The organism is Raineya sp., assembly GCF_053497555.1.
Genome location: NZ_JBRCWE010000091.1, coordinates 1 through 17,892, shown reverse-complemented (window position 1 = coordinate 17,892; position 17,892 = coordinate 1). Strand labels below are relative to the sequence as shown.

Annotated in this window: 15 protein-coding genes and 1 pseudogene; 6 read left to right on the top strand and 10 right to left on the bottom strand. The window is 39.0% G+C overall.

What is annotated here, in order from left to right; translation table 11 throughout:
* Together ACWITO_RS11875 and ACWITO_RS11870 are read right to left on the bottom strand one after the other, a co-directional pair.
* Window positions 1–186, bottom strand: a pseudogene (locus ACWITO_RS11875) (hypothetical protein); the annotation flags it as partial.
* A gap of 17 nt (window positions 187–203) precedes the next feature.
* On the bottom strand, window positions 204–854 hold the full coding sequence (locus ACWITO_RS11870) for a TetR/AcrR family transcriptional regulator (protein ID WP_448530213.1): 651 nt from the start codon (window positions 852–854) through the stop codon (window positions 204–206).
* Window positions 855–1,189: 335 nt separating this feature from the next.
* Between ACWITO_RS11870 and ACWITO_RS11865 the strand changes: the two genes are divergently transcribed.
* From ACWITO_RS11865 to ACWITO_RS11850, 4 genes are all read left to right on the top strand, one after another.
* The gene (locus ACWITO_RS11865; RefSeq protein ID WP_448530212.1) at window positions 1,190–1,609 is read left to right on the top strand and encodes a nucleoside-diphosphate kinase; all 420 of its coding nucleotides are present in this window, start codon (window positions 1,190–1,192) and stop codon (window positions 1,607–1,609) included.
* A gap of 189 nt (window positions 1,610–1,798) precedes the next feature.
* Window positions 1,799–4,039 carry a Tex family protein gene (locus ACWITO_RS11860; protein WP_448530211.1) on the top strand — a complete coding sequence of 747 codons (2,241 nt, stop codon included), beginning with the start codon at window positions 1,799–1,801 and terminating at the stop codon, window positions 4,037–4,039.
* A 91-nt stretch (window positions 4,040–4,130) separates the two neighbouring features.
* Window positions 4,131–4,676 (top strand): EF-hand domain-containing protein, encoded by a 546-nt coding sequence (locus tag ACWITO_RS11855; protein ID WP_448530210.1) that lies wholly within the window; start codon window positions 4,131–4,133, stop codon window positions 4,674–4,676.
* A gap of 169 nt (window positions 4,677–4,845) precedes the next feature.
* Complete coding sequence (locus ACWITO_RS11850; RefSeq protein WP_448530209.1) at window positions 4,846–5,910, top strand: putative type IX sorting system protein PorV2; 1,065 nt, start codon at window positions 4,846–4,848, stop codon at window positions 5,908–5,910.
* A gap of 155 nt (window positions 5,911–6,065) precedes the next feature.
* Here ACWITO_RS11850 and ACWITO_RS11845 read toward each other — a convergent pair whose 3' ends face one another.
* The 7 genes from ACWITO_RS11845 to ACWITO_RS11815 all read right to left on the bottom strand — a co-directional run bounded on the left by ACWITO_RS11845 (window position 6,066) and on the right by ACWITO_RS11815 (window position 14,725).
* Window positions 6,066–9,197 carry an efflux RND transporter permease subunit gene (locus tag ACWITO_RS11845; protein ID WP_448530208.1) on the bottom strand — a complete coding sequence of 1,044 codons (3,132 nt, stop codon included), beginning with the start codon at window positions 9,195–9,197 and terminating at the stop codon, window positions 6,066–6,068.
* A gap of 47 nt (window positions 9,198–9,244) precedes the next feature.
* Window positions 9,245–10,318, bottom strand: a complete 1,074-nt coding sequence (locus ACWITO_RS11840; RefSeq protein ID WP_448530207.1) for an efflux RND transporter periplasmic adaptor subunit — start codon at window positions 10,316–10,318, stop codon at window positions 9,245–9,247.
* 6 nt (window positions 10,319–10,324) lie between these two features.
* A complete protein-coding gene (locus ACWITO_RS11835) occupies window positions 10,325–11,584 on the bottom strand; it encodes a TolC family protein (protein ID WP_448530206.1) in 1,260 nt (419 codons plus the stop codon).
* A gap of 57 nt (window positions 11,585–11,641) precedes the next feature.
* Window positions 11,642–13,027, bottom strand: coding sequence for a sensor histidine kinase (locus tag ACWITO_RS11830; protein ID WP_448530205.1), 1,386 nt, complete (start codon window positions 13,025–13,027; stop codon window positions 11,642–11,644).
* On the bottom strand, window positions 12,999–13,694 hold the full coding sequence (locus ACWITO_RS11825; RefSeq protein ID WP_448530204.1) for a response regulator transcription factor: 696 nt from the start codon (window positions 13,692–13,694) through the stop codon (window positions 12,999–13,001). The genes ACWITO_RS11830 and ACWITO_RS11825 overlap by 29 nt, the downstream gene beginning before the upstream one ends.
* Window positions 13,695–13,792: 98 nt before the next feature.
* On the bottom strand, window positions 13,793–14,266 hold the full coding sequence (locus ACWITO_RS11820) for an N-acetyltransferase family protein (RefSeq protein WP_448530203.1): 474 nt from the start codon (window positions 14,264–14,266) through the stop codon (window positions 13,793–13,795).
* A gap of 39 nt (window positions 14,267–14,305) precedes the next feature.
* On the bottom strand, window positions 14,306–14,725 hold the full coding sequence (locus tag ACWITO_RS11815; RefSeq protein ID WP_448530202.1) for a thioredoxin family protein: 420 nt from the start codon (window positions 14,723–14,725) through the stop codon (window positions 14,306–14,308).
* 75 nt (window positions 14,726–14,800) lie between these two features.
* On the opposite strand from ACWITO_RS11815, the gene recO reads away from it, so the two are divergent.
* Window positions 14,801–15,484: a DNA repair protein RecO gene (recO, locus tag ACWITO_RS11810; RefSeq protein ID WP_448530201.1), complete on the top strand. Its 684-nt coding sequence runs from the start codon at window positions 14,801–14,803 to the stop codon at window positions 15,482–15,484.
* A gap of 91 nt (window positions 15,485–15,575) precedes the next feature.
* Here the strand turns inward: recO and ctlX are convergent, their stop codons facing one another.
* The gene (gene ctlX / locus ACWITO_RS11805; RefSeq protein ID WP_448530200.1) at window positions 15,576–16,493 is read right to left on the bottom strand and encodes a citrulline utilization hydrolase CtlX; all 918 of its coding nucleotides are present in this window, start codon (window positions 16,491–16,493) and stop codon (window positions 15,576–15,578) included.
* Between the two features lie 243 nt (window positions 16,494–16,736).
* Between ctlX and ACWITO_RS11800 the strand changes: the two genes are divergently transcribed.
* Window positions 16,737–17,867, top strand: a complete 1,131-nt coding sequence (locus tag ACWITO_RS11800) for a DUF4271 domain-containing protein (protein ID WP_448530199.1) — start codon at window positions 16,737–16,739, stop codon at window positions 17,865–17,867.
* The last annotated feature ends 25 nt before the right edge of the window (window positions 17,868–17,892 follow it).

The following is a 17,892-nucleotide window of genomic DNA, read 5'->3' as shown; positions in this document are numbered from 1 at the left end:
GCCCAAATATTCTTGGTTTTTGGCTTGTGCAATTTGCTCATCAAGTACCGATTTTTGCATTAGGGCAGTATTTTGGTAGGCATATTCTATGCACTGCTCCAAAGTCATTGTTCTTTTTTCTTGGGCAAAAGCACTTTGCCACCCGAGTAATCCTAAAAATCCAAAAGTTAAAAATAAGTTTTTCATAAGGCTTTATGTTTGTATCATAGCGGGTTGAAGGTATGTAGAGTAGAGAAATTGAATGATTTTTCGTATTTTTGCAAGGTGCTTTCCAAAACTTCCAGCCCTTGGGGGGTAACTATTCCACGAATAAAATGTTCTAAAAAAGTCATTTGAAGGCTTACCAAATCAAATTTGTTAGGTGGAAATAGCTGAATATCAAATGCCATTTCTACTTCTGTTACACGCAAAATAGCCAGAGCCTCTACATTCAAATCCTGACGATACAGACCTTCAGAAATACCCTGCTCCAAGTTTTTACGTACTTGGGCAATGATAAAATTGCGTTTATGAGCTTGCCACAAAGCCCAAGTTTTGGGGTGGTAGCGTTGTAAATCAAAAAAAACCGAAGGATTTACGCCTTTGAGCCGATTTTTGAGGTGTTGGCTCATCAAGATCACTTCGTCAATGGCATTTTCGGTATGTTCGGATATTTTGCAGATTTGCTGTTCATCTTGCTGAAAATGCCTATCTGCTACTTTTTCTACCAAGGCGTCTTTATCCTGAAAGTATTGGTAAATGGTTTTTTTGGAAATGGCAAGCTCACGAGCAATATCGTCCATTGTGATGCTCCTGATGCCATATCGCATAAATAGTTCTTCGGCTTTGGCGAGTATGCGTTCTCTATTTTCCAAGTCTGCTCAAACGTTTTGGTTTCACGCAAAAATATTTTCAGGCACAAAACTATGGAAACTTTGAAAATGTTTCAAGTTTCTTGTGTTTTTTTTGTAAAATTTTTGTTAAGCCGAAGTTGAGGGGTTTTTCTGCTAATCAAACTTTACTCGCAAAACATACAGAAGGTTTGAATAGCCCAAAGTTTGGTGTTCAATAGTTCAATAACTTCAATTTTTACTTTTTGTTTCTTGCCTATTGTTTCCTGTTTCCTACTTTGCCCAAGCAAAGATTTTTTCCTGATTTTTTTGAAAAACCCAAAAAACTTGTGCAACTTGCGGCAAAAAATCAAAAAACTATGGCAGGTAATAGAACTTTCTCAATGATTAAACCCGATGCCGTGCAGGCAGGAAATATTGGTGCAATTTTGAAAATGATTGAAGAGGCAGGTTTCCGTATTTCGGCAATGCGTATGACCAAACTCTCTAAACAAAGAGCAGGGCAATTTTATGCTGTGCATAAAGAAAGACCTTTTTACAACGACCTTTGCGAGTATATGTCTTCGGGGCATATTGTTGCTTTGATTTTAGAAAAAGATAATGCCGTAGCTGATTTCCGCAAACTGATTGGTGCTACCGACCCCGCCAAAGCCGAAGAGGGTACTATTCGCAAACTTTTTGCAAAATCTATTGAAGCTAATGCTATCCACGGCTCCGATTCTGACGAAAATGCCGAAATAGAGGCTTCTTTCTTTTTCTCAAAAATGCAACAATATTAAACCTCTGAATTTGTCTAAAATACTTTGAACGCAAGCCTTTTTTAGGTTTAAGAATTTGTAGTTCAAAGTTCAAAAGTTTTAGATAAGTTACATACCCAAGCAATTAGCTTACAAAATTTTCAGGCGGGGCTTACATAAAAGCCCCCTATTTCTTAATCTTTAATCCATTGAACCTTAAATACTTGTGCAATGTTGGAACGTTATAGCTTGAAAATTGCTTCTGAGTTGGGCATAGGTATCAGACAAGTAGAAGCAACTGCACAACTGCTCCAAGAAGGAGGTACAGTGCCTTTTATTGCTCGCTATCGCAAAGAAGCCACAGGTAGCCTTGACGAAACACAAATTACGGCTATTCGCGATAGGTTAGAGCAACTTGCTGAACTGGATAAACGCCGTGAAACTATCCTGAAATCTATCAAAGAGCAGGGTAAACTGACTCCTGAATTGGAGCAAAAAATCCAAGATGCTGAAACAATGAGCGTTTTGGAAGATTTGTACTTGCCTTATCGTCCTAAAAAACGTACCAAAGCTACCATAGCCAAGGAAAAAGGTTTAGAGCCATTGGCTATGCTTATTTTAGAGCAAAACGATATAGACTTACAGGCAGAAGCAAGCAAATTCGTTGATGCCGAAAAGCAGGTAAATTCTACCGAAGAGGCTCTGGAAGGAGCAAGGCATATTCTTGCCGAATACATCAACGAACATCAAGAGGCAAGAGCCAAAATGCGTGATTTGTTCTTGAAAAAGGCAATGATTAGCTCCAAAGTTTTACCCGAAAAGCAAAAAACCGAAGAAGCCCAAAAGTTCAAAGATTATTTTGAGTGGTCTGAACCTATTGCTACTGTTCCTTCGCACAGATTGCTTGCTATGCGTAGAGGGGAAAAAGAGTTGATTCTGACCTTAGACATTGCCCCCGAAGAACAAGAGGCTATTGCTTTGCTTGAAAGAGAATTTGTAAAAGACAAAAACGAAAGCAGTCAGCAGGTAAAAATGGCTATTGCCGATTGCTACAAACGCCTCTTGAAGCCTTCAATGGAAACAGAAATTAGGCTTATTTCCAAGAAAAAAGCCGATGAGGAAGCTATACGCGTATTTGCCGAAAATGTACGTGAGTTGCTTATGGCTTCACCATTAGGCGAAAAAGTAGTATTGGCATTAGACCCCGGCTTTCGGACAGGTTGCAAATTGGTGGTTTTGGATAAAAATGGTAAGTTGTTGCATAATGAAACCATTTACCCCAACGAGCCGCAACGTGAAATCGCCAAATCGGCTCATATTCTCAAAACCCTTTGCGAAAAATACCAAGTGGAAGCCATTGCGATAGGGAATGGTACAGCAAGCCGCGAAACGGAAAGTTTCGTAAAGAGTTTGAATATCCCGAATGTAAAGATTTTGGTAGTAAATGAAAGCGGAGCTTCTATTTATTCGGCTTCGGAAGTAGCACGCGAGGAGTTTCCTGATTTAGATTTGACCGTCAGAGGGGCAATTTCTATTGGCAGAAGGTTGCAAGACCCGCTTGCCGAGCTTGTCAAAATAGACCCAAAATCCATTGGAGTAGGGCAGTATCAGCACGATGTAGATCAGAACTCTCTGAAACGAAGTCTTGATGATGTAGTGATTAGTTCGGTGAATAAGGTTGGCGTAGAACTCAATACCGCCAGCAAGCAACTTTTGATGTATGTGGCAGGTTTAGGCGAAAGTTTGGCTCAAAACATCATCAATTACCGCAATGAAAAAGGGGCTTTCCGTAGCCGTAGTGAACTCAAAAACGTGCCTCGCTTGGGGGATAAGGCATTTGAGCAGTGTGCGGGCTTTTTACGTATTCGTAATGCCGAAAATCCTTTGGATAGCAGTGCTGTACACCCCGAAGCATACGGCATTGTGGAGCAAATGGCAAAAGATTTGAATTGTAGCGTAAAAGATTTGATGCAAAACACCGAGCTACGTAAGCAAATAGATTTAAGCAAATATGTAAATGAGCGTTTTGGTTTGCCTACGCTTCAAGATATTATGCAAGAGCTTGCCAAGCCGGGCAGAGACCCTCGCAAAGAATTTGAAGAATTTTCTTTTGCCGAAGGAGTTCACGAAATCACCGACCTGAAAGTAGGAATGAAACTACCGGGCATAGTTACGAATGTTACCAAATTTGGTGCTTTTGTAGATATTGGCGTTCATCAAGACGGCTTGGTGCATATCAGCGAACTTTCGGATAAATACGTTTCAGACCCTACCGAAGTGGTAAAAGTAGGGCAAAAGGTTATGGTAACCGTTTTGGAGGTAGAAGTAGAACGCAGACGCATCGCTCTTTCGCTGAAAAGTGAAACCAAACCCGAAATGAAAAAATCTGAAAAACGCGAAAAGAAAAAGCAAAAGCAGGAAGATAGCTGGGAAGAAAAACTGGCGGCTTTGAAAGCCAAGTTCGGTTCGTAGCTCTTTTTTGTAAATTTTTCTTGGAACAGTCCGAAAAAATGCTATTTTTGGGCTGTTCTTTGCTTTTATACCACTCTAAACTTGCTACGTTATGCTTTCTGATTTCCAAAAACAAAAAATTAGCCGAATGTTTCGTTTCTTTGATGCCGATGGCAACAAAGTAATAGAACCCGAAGATATGGATATTATCGCCGAAGAGTTCCGAAAAAGTTTTGGCTGGCAAGTAGGCTCCGAGGACGATAAGAAGTTCAAAGGAGCTTTGAAAAAATATTGGCGTAGGCTTACGCTGGGCAACGAAGATGCACAAGATGAACCTATCACCTTGGAAGTGTTTTTGAAGGCTTACGAAAGAAATCTGCAAAGTCCTCAAAGTTATGAAGAGTATGTAAAACCTTTTCTAGACCATATTTACCCTGCCATTGATACCAACAAAGACGATATGCTGCAGCCTTCGGAGTTTAATCATCTTTATCTCGGTTTCCGTAACTCTCTGCAAGAAGCTCAAGCCGCTTTCCAAAAATTAGACCTCAATGGCGATGGGGTACTTTCTCGTGAAGAGGTGTATCAACATTTTTACGACTTTCATTTCAGTCAGGATACTAATGCACCAGGTAACTTCTTTTTTGGGAGTTTGTAAGTTTAGATTTAGTTAAGGCATAATGATTTATGTTCAAAAAGTTTGAAGGTTCAAAAGTTTGAGGTAAAAGTTTAACTCCGCCAAAATATTCAATGTTCTAAATCCTGATTTACAGCTTCTTGTTTCCACAAATTAGACCTAAACAATTACGTTAGGGCATAAAGCAACTATGAAACTTTATAGAAACCTTTTGGCATTATTGATTTTGATTTCTTTGCGTGTGCAAGGGCAATATGCACCCAAATATAGCAACGAATTTTTGAATATTGGGGTAGGGGCAAGGGCTTTGGCAATGGCAGGCACCAGCACAGCATTGGTAGATGATGTAACGGCGGGCTATTGGAATCCCGCAGGGCTACTGAATATCAAACCCAAATATCAAGCCGCTCTGATGCACGCCGAATATTTTGCAGGGATTGCCCAGTACGATTATGCGGGTTTTGCTACTCCCGTAGATTCCAATAGCCATATTGCCCTTACAATTATTCGCTTTGGTGTTGATGATATTCCCGACACTCGTTTTATTTATGATGCCAATGGGGCTTTGAACTACAACAATGTTCAATTTTTTTCCGCCGCCGATTATGCTTTTCAGGTTTCTTATGCCAAACGCTTACCCAAGCTCAAAAACTTACAATTAGGTGGAAATTTCAAAGTCATTTACCGACAGGCAGGCGATTTTGCCACTGCTTGGGGCTTTGGCTTGGACGCAGGAGCAATGCTCAAACTCGGAAAATGGCAAATAGGAGCAATGGCAAGAGATGTTACAGGTACTTTCACGGCTTGGAGTCATAATTTGGCACTTATTTACACAATTTATGCCCAAACCAATAATCCAATCCCTCAAAATTCTGTGGAAATTACCGTACCCAAACTCAATATCGGTCTAAGCCGCTATTTTGTTATCAAAGAAAAGTTTGGCTTACTGCCAGCCTTTGAGTTGCAAAATACCTTTGACGGCAGACGCAATACGTTGCTGGCTTCCAATGTCGTTTCACTTTCGCCCGCCTTGGGCTTGGAAATGGATTACAAAAAACTTGTTTTCTTGCGTGTAGGGGTAGGTAATTTCCAAAAAATCAAAAATTTTGATGGTTCTACCTATAATAGCGTACAAACGAATTTTGGTGTCGGTTTCCGAATCAAACGCTTTGCCATTGACTATGCCCTTACAGATGTTGTAAGTAGCGATGCAGGGCTGTATTCGCATATTTTTTCGGTGAAAGCGGATTTTTAACCCTCTTGTAACTATTTACGTTCAAAAAGGTTAAAGGTTCAAGCGTTTGAGGTAAAAGTTTTACTCTGTTCATATCTTCTTCTAAACCCTGTTTCTCGCTTCCTATTTCCTGTTTCTATACTACAATTAGACCTAAACAATTACCCCCACTTTTGTTACGTTAGAGAGCTTTCTTCTGATTCGCTATTTTCAGAGAGTTTTCTTCGGGTTTTTCCTACCGACCAATAGTAAAAAATAGGGAAAACAAGTAAAGTAAATAGGGTAGCAGTTACCAAACCACCAATAATTACAATTGCAAGTGGTTTTTGCGATTCGGACCCTATGCCTGTGGAAATAGCGGCAGGCAATAGCCCCAATGCCGCCATCATTGCGGTCATTATTACAGGGCGAGTTCGTACTTTTACAGCCTTGATAATCGCTTCATCAATAGAATAAGTAGTTTTGAAATTCTGCTGAAATTCAGAAATCAGGATAACCCCATTTTGAACACAAATACCAAAAAGAGCTATAAAACCCACCCCTGCCGAAATACCAAAGTTGATGCCTGTAATGTGGATAGCTAAAATGCCACCAATGAGGGCAAAAGGAACATTGGCAAGCACCAATAGGGCATTTTTTACACTGCCAAACAAAATGAATAGTAGTACGAAGATAGCAATCAGACTCACGGGAATCATTTGTCCGAGCCTTTTAGAAGCACGTACTTGATTTTCAAACTCGCCTGTCCATTCTATACGATAGCCTTTGGGAAGTTGGAGATTTTTGAGGCGGGCTTGTGCCTCGGCAATGGTACTGCCCAAATCTCTGCCTCTTACCGAAAATTTTACACCTATAAAACGTTGTGTATTATCTCTGTAAATAAAGGCGGGTCCTGTATGAAGTTGTAGGGTAGCTATTTCTCGTAAAGGGATTTTGGTTTCGCGAGTGGTAGGAATCATCAGGTTCATTATATCTTCTTCATTTTTTCGGTACTCGTAATTGTAACGCAAGCGAATGTCAAATTTTCTATCGGCTTCATATTTTTGTGTAGCGGTTTTTCCTCCTACTGCCATTTCAATAATAGCTTGGGCGTCAGCTTTTTTTACGCCATAGATAGCCATTTTTTGCTCGTCGAGATGCACACTCATTTCGGGTTGTCCTGTATTTCGTAAAATCCCCACATCTTTTACACCTTCTACATCTCTGACTTTTTGAATTACTTCATCGGCGAGTTGGTCTAATTTTTCAAGATTTTGCCCAAAAATCTTGATAGCATTAGCGGCTTTGATACCTGCGGCGGCTTCGGCTACATTATCAATAATAGGTTGCGAATAGCTGTACAGAATCCCCTGATATTGTGAGAGTTTTTTATCCATCTCTTCAATGAGCTGGTCTAAACTTATGCTTCGCCTCCATTTTTCTTTGGGTTTCAAATCTACTTGAAACTGCACGAAGTAAAAGCCATTGGGGTCAGTGCCGTCATTACTTCTGCCAATTTGAGAAAGAACATTACTTACTTCATCAAAAGCACCGATTTCTTTGCGAAGCTCTTCGGTAAGTTTTACACTTTCTTGCAAAGAAATACTCATAGGCATTTCTGCGGTAACCCACAAAGCTCCTTCGTTGAGCTGGGGCAAAAATTCAGTACCCATCCAGTGGGTAGAAAGCAATGTTAGTATCAGAGCCAGTCCTGAAACAAGCACAGAAAGTCTTTTGTGCCGATAGGTTTTGCGAAATAATGTTTCTACCACTGCATTGATAAAATCTACAAAGCGATTGTGTTTTTCTCTGACATTGCGGCGTAAAAGAATAGAAATGAGCAGTGGCACAAGCGTCAGCGTAAAAAGCAATGCTCCCAGCAAAGCAAAACCCAAAGTGTATGCCAGTGGCGAAAACATTTTACCTTCTACTTTTTGGAAAGAAAAAATAGGCAAGAGTGCCGAAATGATAATAAGTTTGGAGAAAAAAACAGCTTTGGCAAGTTGAGAGCCGTGTTTTTTGATAAAGCCTAATTTGGCAAGTTTATTGAAACGCTCCATTCCATTTTTTTGTGCCAAATGATGTAAAGCAACAAACAAACCTTCAACCATTACTACTGCTCCGTCTATGATAATTCCAAAATCTACTGCTCCCAAAGAAATCAGATTGGCACTCATTCCTTTCAGGCGTAAGCACATAAAAGCGAAGAGCAAAGAAAGCGGAATAATAAGAGCTACAATGAGTGTAGTACGCCAGTCTGCCATAAAAATTAGCACTATCACCGTAACTAGCACAATACCTTCTACCAAATTGTGCATTACGGTATGTGTGCAATACTCCATTAAGTTGTCTCGGTCGTAGATAGGCTTCATTTTTACATCGGCGGGCAATACATTTTTGTTGAGGTCATCAATTTTGGCTTTAAGACGAGCAAGCACTTCGCTGGGGTTTTCATTTTTACGCATTACAACAATGCCTTCTACTACGTCGTTTTTTTCGTTATAGCCCACTTGCCCCACTCTTGGTGCCGAACTTTCGCTTACTACGGCTACGTTTTTTACTAAAACAGGATTATCCTTAAACTCTGCAACAATGGTATTTTCAATATCTTCAATGGTATTCAGCAAACCGATACCTCTTACCACATAAGCCTGTCCATTTTTTTCTATAATATCGCCTCCTACGTTCAGATTGGCTTTGCTTACTTGCTCATAGACTTGCAGGGGTGTAAGGTCGTATTTTTGCAAACGCACAGGGTCCAAGGTGATTTCATAAATTTTTTCTTGCCCTCCGAAGGCAACAATATCGGCAACCCCGGGAACTGCTCGCAACTGCCTATCCAATACCCAGTTCTGAATGGTGAGTAGCTCGCGGGTATCTTTGGTAGGGCTTTCCAGAATGTATCGGAAAATCTCGCCTGTGGGTCCGTAAGGGGGCTGAACTTCGGGTTCTACGCCATCGGGCAGAGTTACGGTACGCAACTGATTATTTACCTGCTGGCGGGCAAAAAAGTCTTCTACATCATCATCAAAAATAATTTTTATCACCGAAAGCCCAAACATCGTAACACTGCGAACATTGGTTTTTTTCTGTACGGCGTTCATTGCAATTTCAATAGGGGTAGTAACAAAGCGTTCTACCTCTTCGGCACTACGCCCACTCCATTGCGTAACAATAATGATTTGCGTATTGGTAACATCAGGAAAGGCTTCTATGGGCGTATTCATAAAACTCAAAACCCCTATCACTACTGCCAGACCTACCCAAAAGAAAGTAAAAGCACGATTTTTCAGCGAAAAAGCAAGAATCTGCTTGATAAAACGATTCATAATTGCAGGTTTTAGAAAGCGATTGGTTTAGGAAAGCACGGAAAATTCTAATCGTTGAGGGCATCATAGATAAAAAGGGCTTCTTTGGAAACGACTTTTTCCCCTGCCTGCAAACCTTTGGCGATATAAGCTACCGAACCCGTTTGGCGATAGACCTCTACTTGTCGGGTTTCAATGTTGTTGCGGTCTTTGAAAACCATTACCCAAGTTTTGTTTTTATCAAAAATAACAGCAGAAGCAGGAATGGCGGGCATTTCAGCATTTTCATCTATCAGCAAAGTAATGGTAGCACTCATTTCGGGTTTGAGCAGAAGGTCGTTATTTTTGATTTTGACAAGCACCTTCATCGCTTTGGTTTCGGGGTCAATGGCATTAAAAATTTTATCTACTCTGCCCTCAAAGGTTTTATCAGAGTAGCTAATCGTATTGACTAGGGCTTTTGTACCCACTTTTACACGGGCAATGTTAGACTCATTCACATTCCCAAGCACCCAAATTTCATCAATTTGGGCAATAGTGAAGAGTACATCACTTTTGTCGCTTCGCAAGAGTTCGTTTTGGTTAATATCTTTCTGCACAATAAATCCGCTCATTGGGGCTGTAATGTTGTAAATAGAGCCTGCTTTTAAGCCATAAATGCTATACACTTCGTTGATACGGGCTAACTCGGCACGGGCTTTTTCCAATTCTTTTTGAGCAGAAATCAGGTCTTTATCCGAAGCTAATTTGCCCTCATAAAGGTCTTTGGTTACCTGTACATTTTTTTCAGCAAGAGCTATATTTAGTTGGGCTTCAAGACGCTGTTTTTGCAAATCGGCTACTTCGCTACTACGTACTACGGCAAGCACTTGCCCCTGCTGAACGAAATCGCCTAATTCTACATTGATTTTCAGAACGCTTCCGCCTACTACCGGATACACGTGAGCCATACGATTGTTATCGGAGGCTATTTTGCCAAAGAGTTTCAGCTCGCTTCGCACAGGCTCAACTTTTACTTCGGCAAACTCGCAACGTTCCATCATTTTATCGCTCATATAAAATGCCGCTTGCATCTCTTTGACTTCGTTTTTGGTGCAAGCCATAAGCCCCGAAAGGCACAGAATAATCCAAAATTTTTTCATAATATCCTAATTTTCAAATTTGTAAATATCCGTTGCCACAACAAAATTGATAAAGTTTGCAGAAAAGAGTAACCTCATTCTGGCTCTTTGGTATTCTACTAAGGCATCATTGTAAGCCTCAAAAAAATCTACAAATTCAAGCAGACTGATGTTTTTCTTGCGAAAGTTGTTCTTAATGCCTTCAAAAACTGCCTCGTATTCCTGTGAGTAGATTTTTTCAACGCCCTTATAGGTTTCTATGCTTCTTTGCATATTTTGCCAAGCTGATAGCACTTCGGTTTCAATTTCTTTTTGTTTTTGTTCAAAAAGCAAATTCACAGCTTTTTGCTCGGCTTGGGCTATCTTGATATTGCCTTTATTTTTATTCCATAAAGGAAGTGGCAGAGCAATACCAATATTGATTTGATTGACAAAAGCTCCGCCACGCTGGTCATAGGCTAGTTGAGTAGCAAGGTCGGGTACAACGAGTTGCCTTTGCAATCGCAGACGCAAAGCCGCAATTTCTTTGGATAGTTGCATTGCTTGAAGGTCTTTGCGATTTTGCAAAGCTATTTGCAGAATTTCGTTGTAGGCAGGCAAGAAACTTGTTTTTGCAAAAGTATTTTCGGCAAGGGTAGGCAGAATGATACGGCTGGTTTGAAGCAAAATTTGAAGTTTTTGGTTTTCCTGAATTTGCTCTTGCAGAATGGTGGAGCGTTCTTGGTAAATTTTCAGATAAGCAGATTTAAGCCGAATCACATCTTTCATAGGCAGATTTCCTTTTTGTACCTGTATTTCGTAGGCTTTGATAATAGAATCCAAAACCTGAATTTGCTGGGTGTATTTATCGGCAATTTGCTTTTGTTCGTAAAGTGTGAAATAGCTTTGAACAAGCTGAAATTTGAGATTACGTATCAGTTCAAAAAACTCGTTTTTGGCTATTTCTTTGTTTTTTTGGGCTATGGATATTTCGCTTTTACGCTTACCCCCCAAAATCAGGATTTGCTCTAAGGCAAACTCTTTTTGTCCTGTATTACCGATATGCAAAACTTGCTGGTTTTCAGGGTCAATCAGATTGAGACTTGCTATAAAAGTAGGATTGGGGTATAGTTTGGCTTGCAAAATTTGGGCATCTGCCGCTTCAATATCATATTGTTTGGCAAGCAAGAGGAAATTTTTTTCTAAAAAAATTTTTTCGGCTTCTTGCAAGCTAATCAGAAGCGTATCTTGGGCAAAACCTTGCCCGAAGACTATCAGAAACAGGGAAAGAAGGCATAGTGTTTTCATAGTGCCAAAGGTATGCCTTCTGACCTTAATAACACCTTAATAGTGATAAAAAAATGCTTAATCGGCATTTACAGGCAGTTGCAAAAGCATTACGTTCTGGGGGTATTTGTCTTGGGCAAAATAACTGATGCTACCCTGATGCAATTGTACTATACGCTGTACAATGGTAAGCCCTACACCCAAACCTGCTACTTGCTTGCTATTTTCGCCTCTGAATACATACTGAAAGAGTTTTTTCTGCGATTCTTCGCTAAGCGTATTGCCGTCGTTACCAAAGCGAACTTCCAAAATATTTTCTTTACGAGCAATTTCTACGTATATCTTTTTATTTTCGGCATATTCATAAGCATTTTTCAGTAAATTGAAAAAGGCAATTTTTAGCATCAGGGCATCTGCCAGCAGTTTCATTTGGGCAGTATCGTGGATATTTTCGCTGATATGAAAATCTAACTGAGCCTTGGGGTATAGGGCAGAAAGTTCCTCAAAACTTTCAAAAACAATTTCATCTATCTGCAACAAGGTAAGCCCTTTGTAGCTATTTTCTTGGCTTTTGGCAAGTTTGAAAAGTGTATTGATAACGTCTGTAATTTGCCGTAAGCCATTGATTTGGTATTGCAAGACCTCTTTACATTGCGGATATTGGGGCAGGGCTTGCTCCAAATGAGCTACCAAAATGGTAATAGGCGTTTTTAGTTCGTGAGAAAGGTGTTGAATAAAACGTCTTTGGAAATCCACTTTTTGGCGTATGCGTTCCAAAAGTTGCTTAAATTTGGAAGCTAAAATAAAAATTTCTGTATTGGTTTGCGGTAGGGCAATCTGGGCGGTAGGTAGGTTCTCAAAATCAATTTTTTCAATTTCACGGCTAAGCATTGTAATAGGTTCGGTAATTTGCTTGGCTACATAACGCGTAAGCAGAAAGGTTATCAGAATAATGATAAGGTAGATGCTTAAAAGCAACCAGCCCAAAAAATTTAGTTTATTTTTTCCATACTTATCATAAGCCTTGATAATGCCAAAATAGGCTTTGTTTTGGTCGTAGAAGCGATGAGCAAAAACTTCGTATTTTCCTTCTTCGTATTCAATTTCATCATCTTCGTGTTGAAGTGTATTGAGCAAGTCTTTGGGAAAATGAATGGGGGTATCATCAACGCTGTTGTAGATAATTTCGCCCCTTTCGTTAAAAAGTAATAGTTTTTCGTCATAAAGATTGTTGATGGTATTGCGGTCTAAGACTTGTAGAAGGTCTTGGTCTATATCTTTCTGCTCTACCAGCAGTTTGAATGTAGTCAGAGTTTTGTCTTTTAATCTTTGGTAAAACTCTTGCTTGCGATAGGTAGCAAAAAAGTAATAAATCAGGCTCAAAGCCACTGCCATAACTATCAGAAACACTACCGAAAAGGTAAGCGTAATTTGATTAGTGATCTTGTTCGTTTTTACCCACATAATAGCCGAAACCGAGTTTGGTATGAATGAGTTTGGTAGCAAAATGCTTATCAATTTTGTTGCGAAGCGAATTGATAAATACTTCAATGGTATTGGTATTCACTTCGGTATTAGTGCCCCAAACTTTCTGTATGAGTTCTTTTTTAGAAACGGGGTTGCCACGTGCTTCTGCCAAAATAGTCAGAATTTGAAACTCGCGAGCAGTGAGCTTGATAACTTCTTGCCCTCTTTGGGCAATTTTTTTGGCTAAATCTATGTGCAAATCCTCAATAATTATGCCTTCGCTGTGGTTTTCTTTTCGGTTTTGGTTTCTTTTTAGCAGGGCTTTTAGGCGGGCTAAAAGTTCTTTGGTAAAAAAGGGTTTGGGCAAATAGTCATCTGCACCGCTTGCAAAGCCTTCCAGTTTGTCTTCAATTTCTCCGAAAGCAGTCAGCATCAGAATAGGGGTATGTATCTGATGATTTCTTAAATTTTTGCAGATTTCATAACCATTTTTGCCCGGCAAATTGATGTCCATAACAATACAGTCGTATTGCTTGCGTAAGGCTAATTTTTCTGCCAAAAGCCCATCATACACATTTTCTACGCTGTACCCTTCGGAAGTAAGCAATTTTTGCAAGTTTTCGGCAAGAAAAGGGTCATCTTCTACAATTAAAATTTTTTCCATAACAGATTTTTCAGGAATTTTCTACATTTCTGTCTAACATCTACCTTCAAAAATCCTGTTTCCTGCTTCTTGTTTCCTATTTCCCTATTAGCATATACTTACGAACATTCCAAAAAGCCATTTACCCACTCGCTATCAAATTTAGCCCCAATTTTTTCATAAAATCGTATGGCAGGCTCGTTCCATTCTAATACTTGCCAGCAGATACGCTTGCAATTTTCTTTTTTGGCAAAATCAAGAAGCACTTCAAAAAAGGCTTTGCCTACTCCCAAGTTCCGATAGTTTTCTCTGATGTAAATATCCTCTAAATACAAACATTTGCCTTTCCAAGTAGAATAACGAAAATACACTACTGCCATTCCGATAGGGGTTTCGCCTTGCCAAGCAATCCAGAAATGAAAGAGCGGCTTTTCGCCGAAAGCATCTTGTAGCAAATTGCTTTCAGTATTGAGAACCTCCTGAGGGGCTTTTTCGTATTCGGCTAATTCTTTTATCAAGGCAAGCAATACAGAAACATCTTGGGGACTTCCTTGTTTTATAGTAAAATTTTGCATAGCTAAAAAAAGGCTCATTGATGAGCCTGAAATTACGAACAAAAACCTGAAAAAACCTTACTTTGTAACTTTTTTTCGGTATTTTTGCATAAGTTCCAAAAAGTCGTCAGCATTTTTGTAACCAATTTCTTTGCCCAAAAGGTTGCCGTTTTTATCAATAAAAGCAATGGTAGGGTAGCTGAACACTTCGTACTTTTGAGCGAGTTGTATGCCTTCACCTTTTTCGCAATCTACTTTGAAAGCAATGAAGTTGGCATCGGCAAAATCGCCTATTTGGGTACTGGCGAAAGTGGTTTTGGTCATCAGTTTGCAAGGTCCGCACCAAGTAGTGTAGAAATCTACCATAATGGGTTTGTTTTGTTTTTGAGCTTCATTGAGGGCTTCTTGCCAACTGCCATTCAGAAATCGCACTTGTGCAAAACCTTCGTAAACCAAGCTCAAAAATACAAGGGTGAAAAGAAAATTTAAGCGTTTCATACAAATAAGAACATTTTTGATTTTTAGGACAATTTTTGAAACCTTTGTACTTTATTTACGAATTTTTCAGCAAAAATGTTACATAAAACCGAAGGAATTTGTTTGCACTATATCAAATACAAAGACCATTCCATAATTGCGAGAATTTTTACAAAAAATTTTGGCTTACAAAGCTATCTTATCAATAGTGTCAGAACTGCCAAACCTAAATTCAACATTGCACTTTTTCAGCCGCTCTCATTGCTGGAAATGGTAGTTTATCACCGAGAAGGCAAGGATACTTTGCAAAGAGCTTCCGAAATTCGCTTGGCTTACAATTTTCAGGAAATTCCTTTTGTTTTTGCTAAAAGTGCTTTGGCAATGGTAATTAGCGAAGTTTTGGGTAAGGTGCTGTATGGTGAATTGGGAAACGAAGAGATTTTTCAGTTTTTGAAGCAAAAAATTATTGATTTAGACCAAAACCCTGATTATAGCCATTTTTTACTCATTTTTCTGCTTGAACTGCTCCAATATTTAGGCTTTTGGAATGGCAATTTGGAAGAGATTTTTCAGAGTTTGCATCAGACAAAATATCTGAAAATCGCTCCAAGACATTTTGATCAAGAAATAGCAGTTCTGAAAAAGTTGTGGAACAAAGAATCTTTTAGTATTTCTCCTGCACAGCGAAGCGAGCTGATTGACCATTTGCTCAATTATTATCGGATACATTTTGAACATTTTGGTAAGTTGAAATCTTTGGAGGTATTCAGGCATTTATAAAAAACAAAGCCTGCACAAGTTTTTGTGAGGCTTTGTTAAAGTCATAGTTATAGCGATTGTAGAAATTTATTAGCAAATTCCTTGCCAAAATCTAAAAACTTGGCAAAAATATTTCTACAATCATACAGCGGGCACTGCCACCTGCATACGTTTCAATGGTTTGCAAAGGGCAGGGTAGTAGCCTTACATAACTTTCCAGACGTTTTTTTTGGGTTTCCTCAATGGAATCATAAGCTCTTTGCGAAAGCACAAGCAGGCGTTCGCCTTTGTTGTTACTGATTTCAATGCAGTTGGCAAGAAAATTTTTCATTTGCTCGTAGCTGATTTTGATAATTTCTTTTTGTGTTTTGCGAAAAGAATTAAGCAAATCTTCTTGGTCAATTTCGTCTTTTATGGCATCAAAGCAGATGATTACGAACTTATCGCCCATACTCATTACTACGTTGGTATGATAAATGGGCTGTCCGAATTCGTCGAGGGCTTGAAAGTTAAGACTTTTGTAATTCATTAGGTTGCAAAATCTATCTACTACTTCGGCGTGGGTACGTGGCGAAAGGCTGGCATAAGCAATTTTATTGTGGTGGTCTAAAACTAAACTGCCTGTGCCTTCCAAAAACTTGTTTCTATTTTCATAGTGCGAAAGGTTGATAACATTGCGAACTTTGTATTTATTTTTGAGCATATTCAAGATTTCTTCTCTTCTTTCGGCTCGTCTGTTGGGTGCTTGCAAAGGGTAAAGTACGATAGTTCCATCTTGGTGGGTGGTTATCCAATTATTCGGAAACATAGCATCGGGCTTGTAGGGTTCGGGGGTATCTTCGGCTACGAGTACATTTACATCATTTTCTCGCAAAAGTTCTACCATATTTTCAAACTCGTACAGAGCTTTTTGGTGTATTTCAGGCGAAAAATCTGCGGGAGTTTTCTGAAAAACATTGGTTGCGGCAGTTTCAGGATTAAAGCCGAAAGCCGCAGGACGTACCAGTAATAAATGCGAAGTAGTTTGCATAATTTTAGCGTTTGAAGGTTGAAAGTGTAAAGTTTGAAAGTTTGGGTTTTTTGAAGTTTGAGGTTTGAAGTTTAATGTTTAAGGTTTTATTCCCTTACACTTCAAACTTTTTGAACTCTAATGGAGCATATCATAAATTTCAGGCTAAAATCTATAAATTTTTTTCAACAAAATTCTTACTTTTGTGCAAATTTTTTGCAAAATCCTTTCTAAAAGTCAAAATTCCTTAAACCTCACAAAATAGTGCGAAACTTTATTGGCTTTATTTTACTTATTTTATCCAATCAACTTTTGGCTCAAAGTATTGCAAAGAAGGTAGTTTCCTTAGAAAATGAGCTACTATATTTTAGCAAAAGTTATAACCAATATGTAGCTTATACGCCTACCACTCATCAGAATAGTCAGTTATTGCATTTTTGGCTCAAACCTTCGGAATATACGGCTTACGACCTTGTTTTACACTTACAGGAAGAGGCTTATTGGTACATCAATCATAATTTACAAGGCAAACTTGCTTCGGGTTGGCATCGTTTTTCATTAGATAGCCTTTCACGCCGATATGGCTATCAGCCTATTTTTTGCACGCTATATGCCCGCAAGGGGAATTTTTTGAAGGAAATTGCTATTGGTTACCTCAAAAATGATTTTTCAAAACCTTCCAACGAGCAGATTGATAGATTTTATACTTATACTATTCGTAGAAATGCAGTTATTTTGCTGATTACTTTGCTATTGGGGTATGCAGTTTTGCGACAGATAGATTTCAAACTTTTGGTAGGTTATTTGCAGCTAAGCAAGTTTTGGAACATTCAACGGCGAATGGATAATCCGCTTTTTTTGCGTCCTTTTGCAGGTTCTAATATTCTTTTCTTGCTGAATTATGCTTTTTTGCTTGCGGTATTTTTTTATTTTTTAGGACTAACCAGCGAGGAAAAGCACAATGTTTTGCTAATTGGCAGGTATTTGGATAAAGATTTAGAGGCTTTGAGTATCAAGAGCCTTGCTTGGGCTTTTGCAATTATCCTGATAAGCTCACTCGCCAAGTTTCTGCTCATCAGTATTATGGCTTCGCTTTTAGGAATTTCTCGGGTTATCAATATTCATTTTTACGAATACATACGCATTAGTCATTTTTTCTATTTACCTCTTACGCTTATTTTATTGTATTTGGCTTTGCAAGTGCCTTTTCATTTGGAGTATTGGCACAATTTTTTCAAACTTCTTTTAGGAATTTTGTATGCAATGCGTTTTATAGCAGTTGGAGTTATCATAAATAAACTGGCAGAATTTAGAAAATTAGATTTTTATTCTTATCTTTGCGTCGTGGAATTGTTTCCGCTCCTTTTATATTGGAAATTACTTTTTTTTAGCTGAAAAAACTTGGGGGGGGGGGATGTAC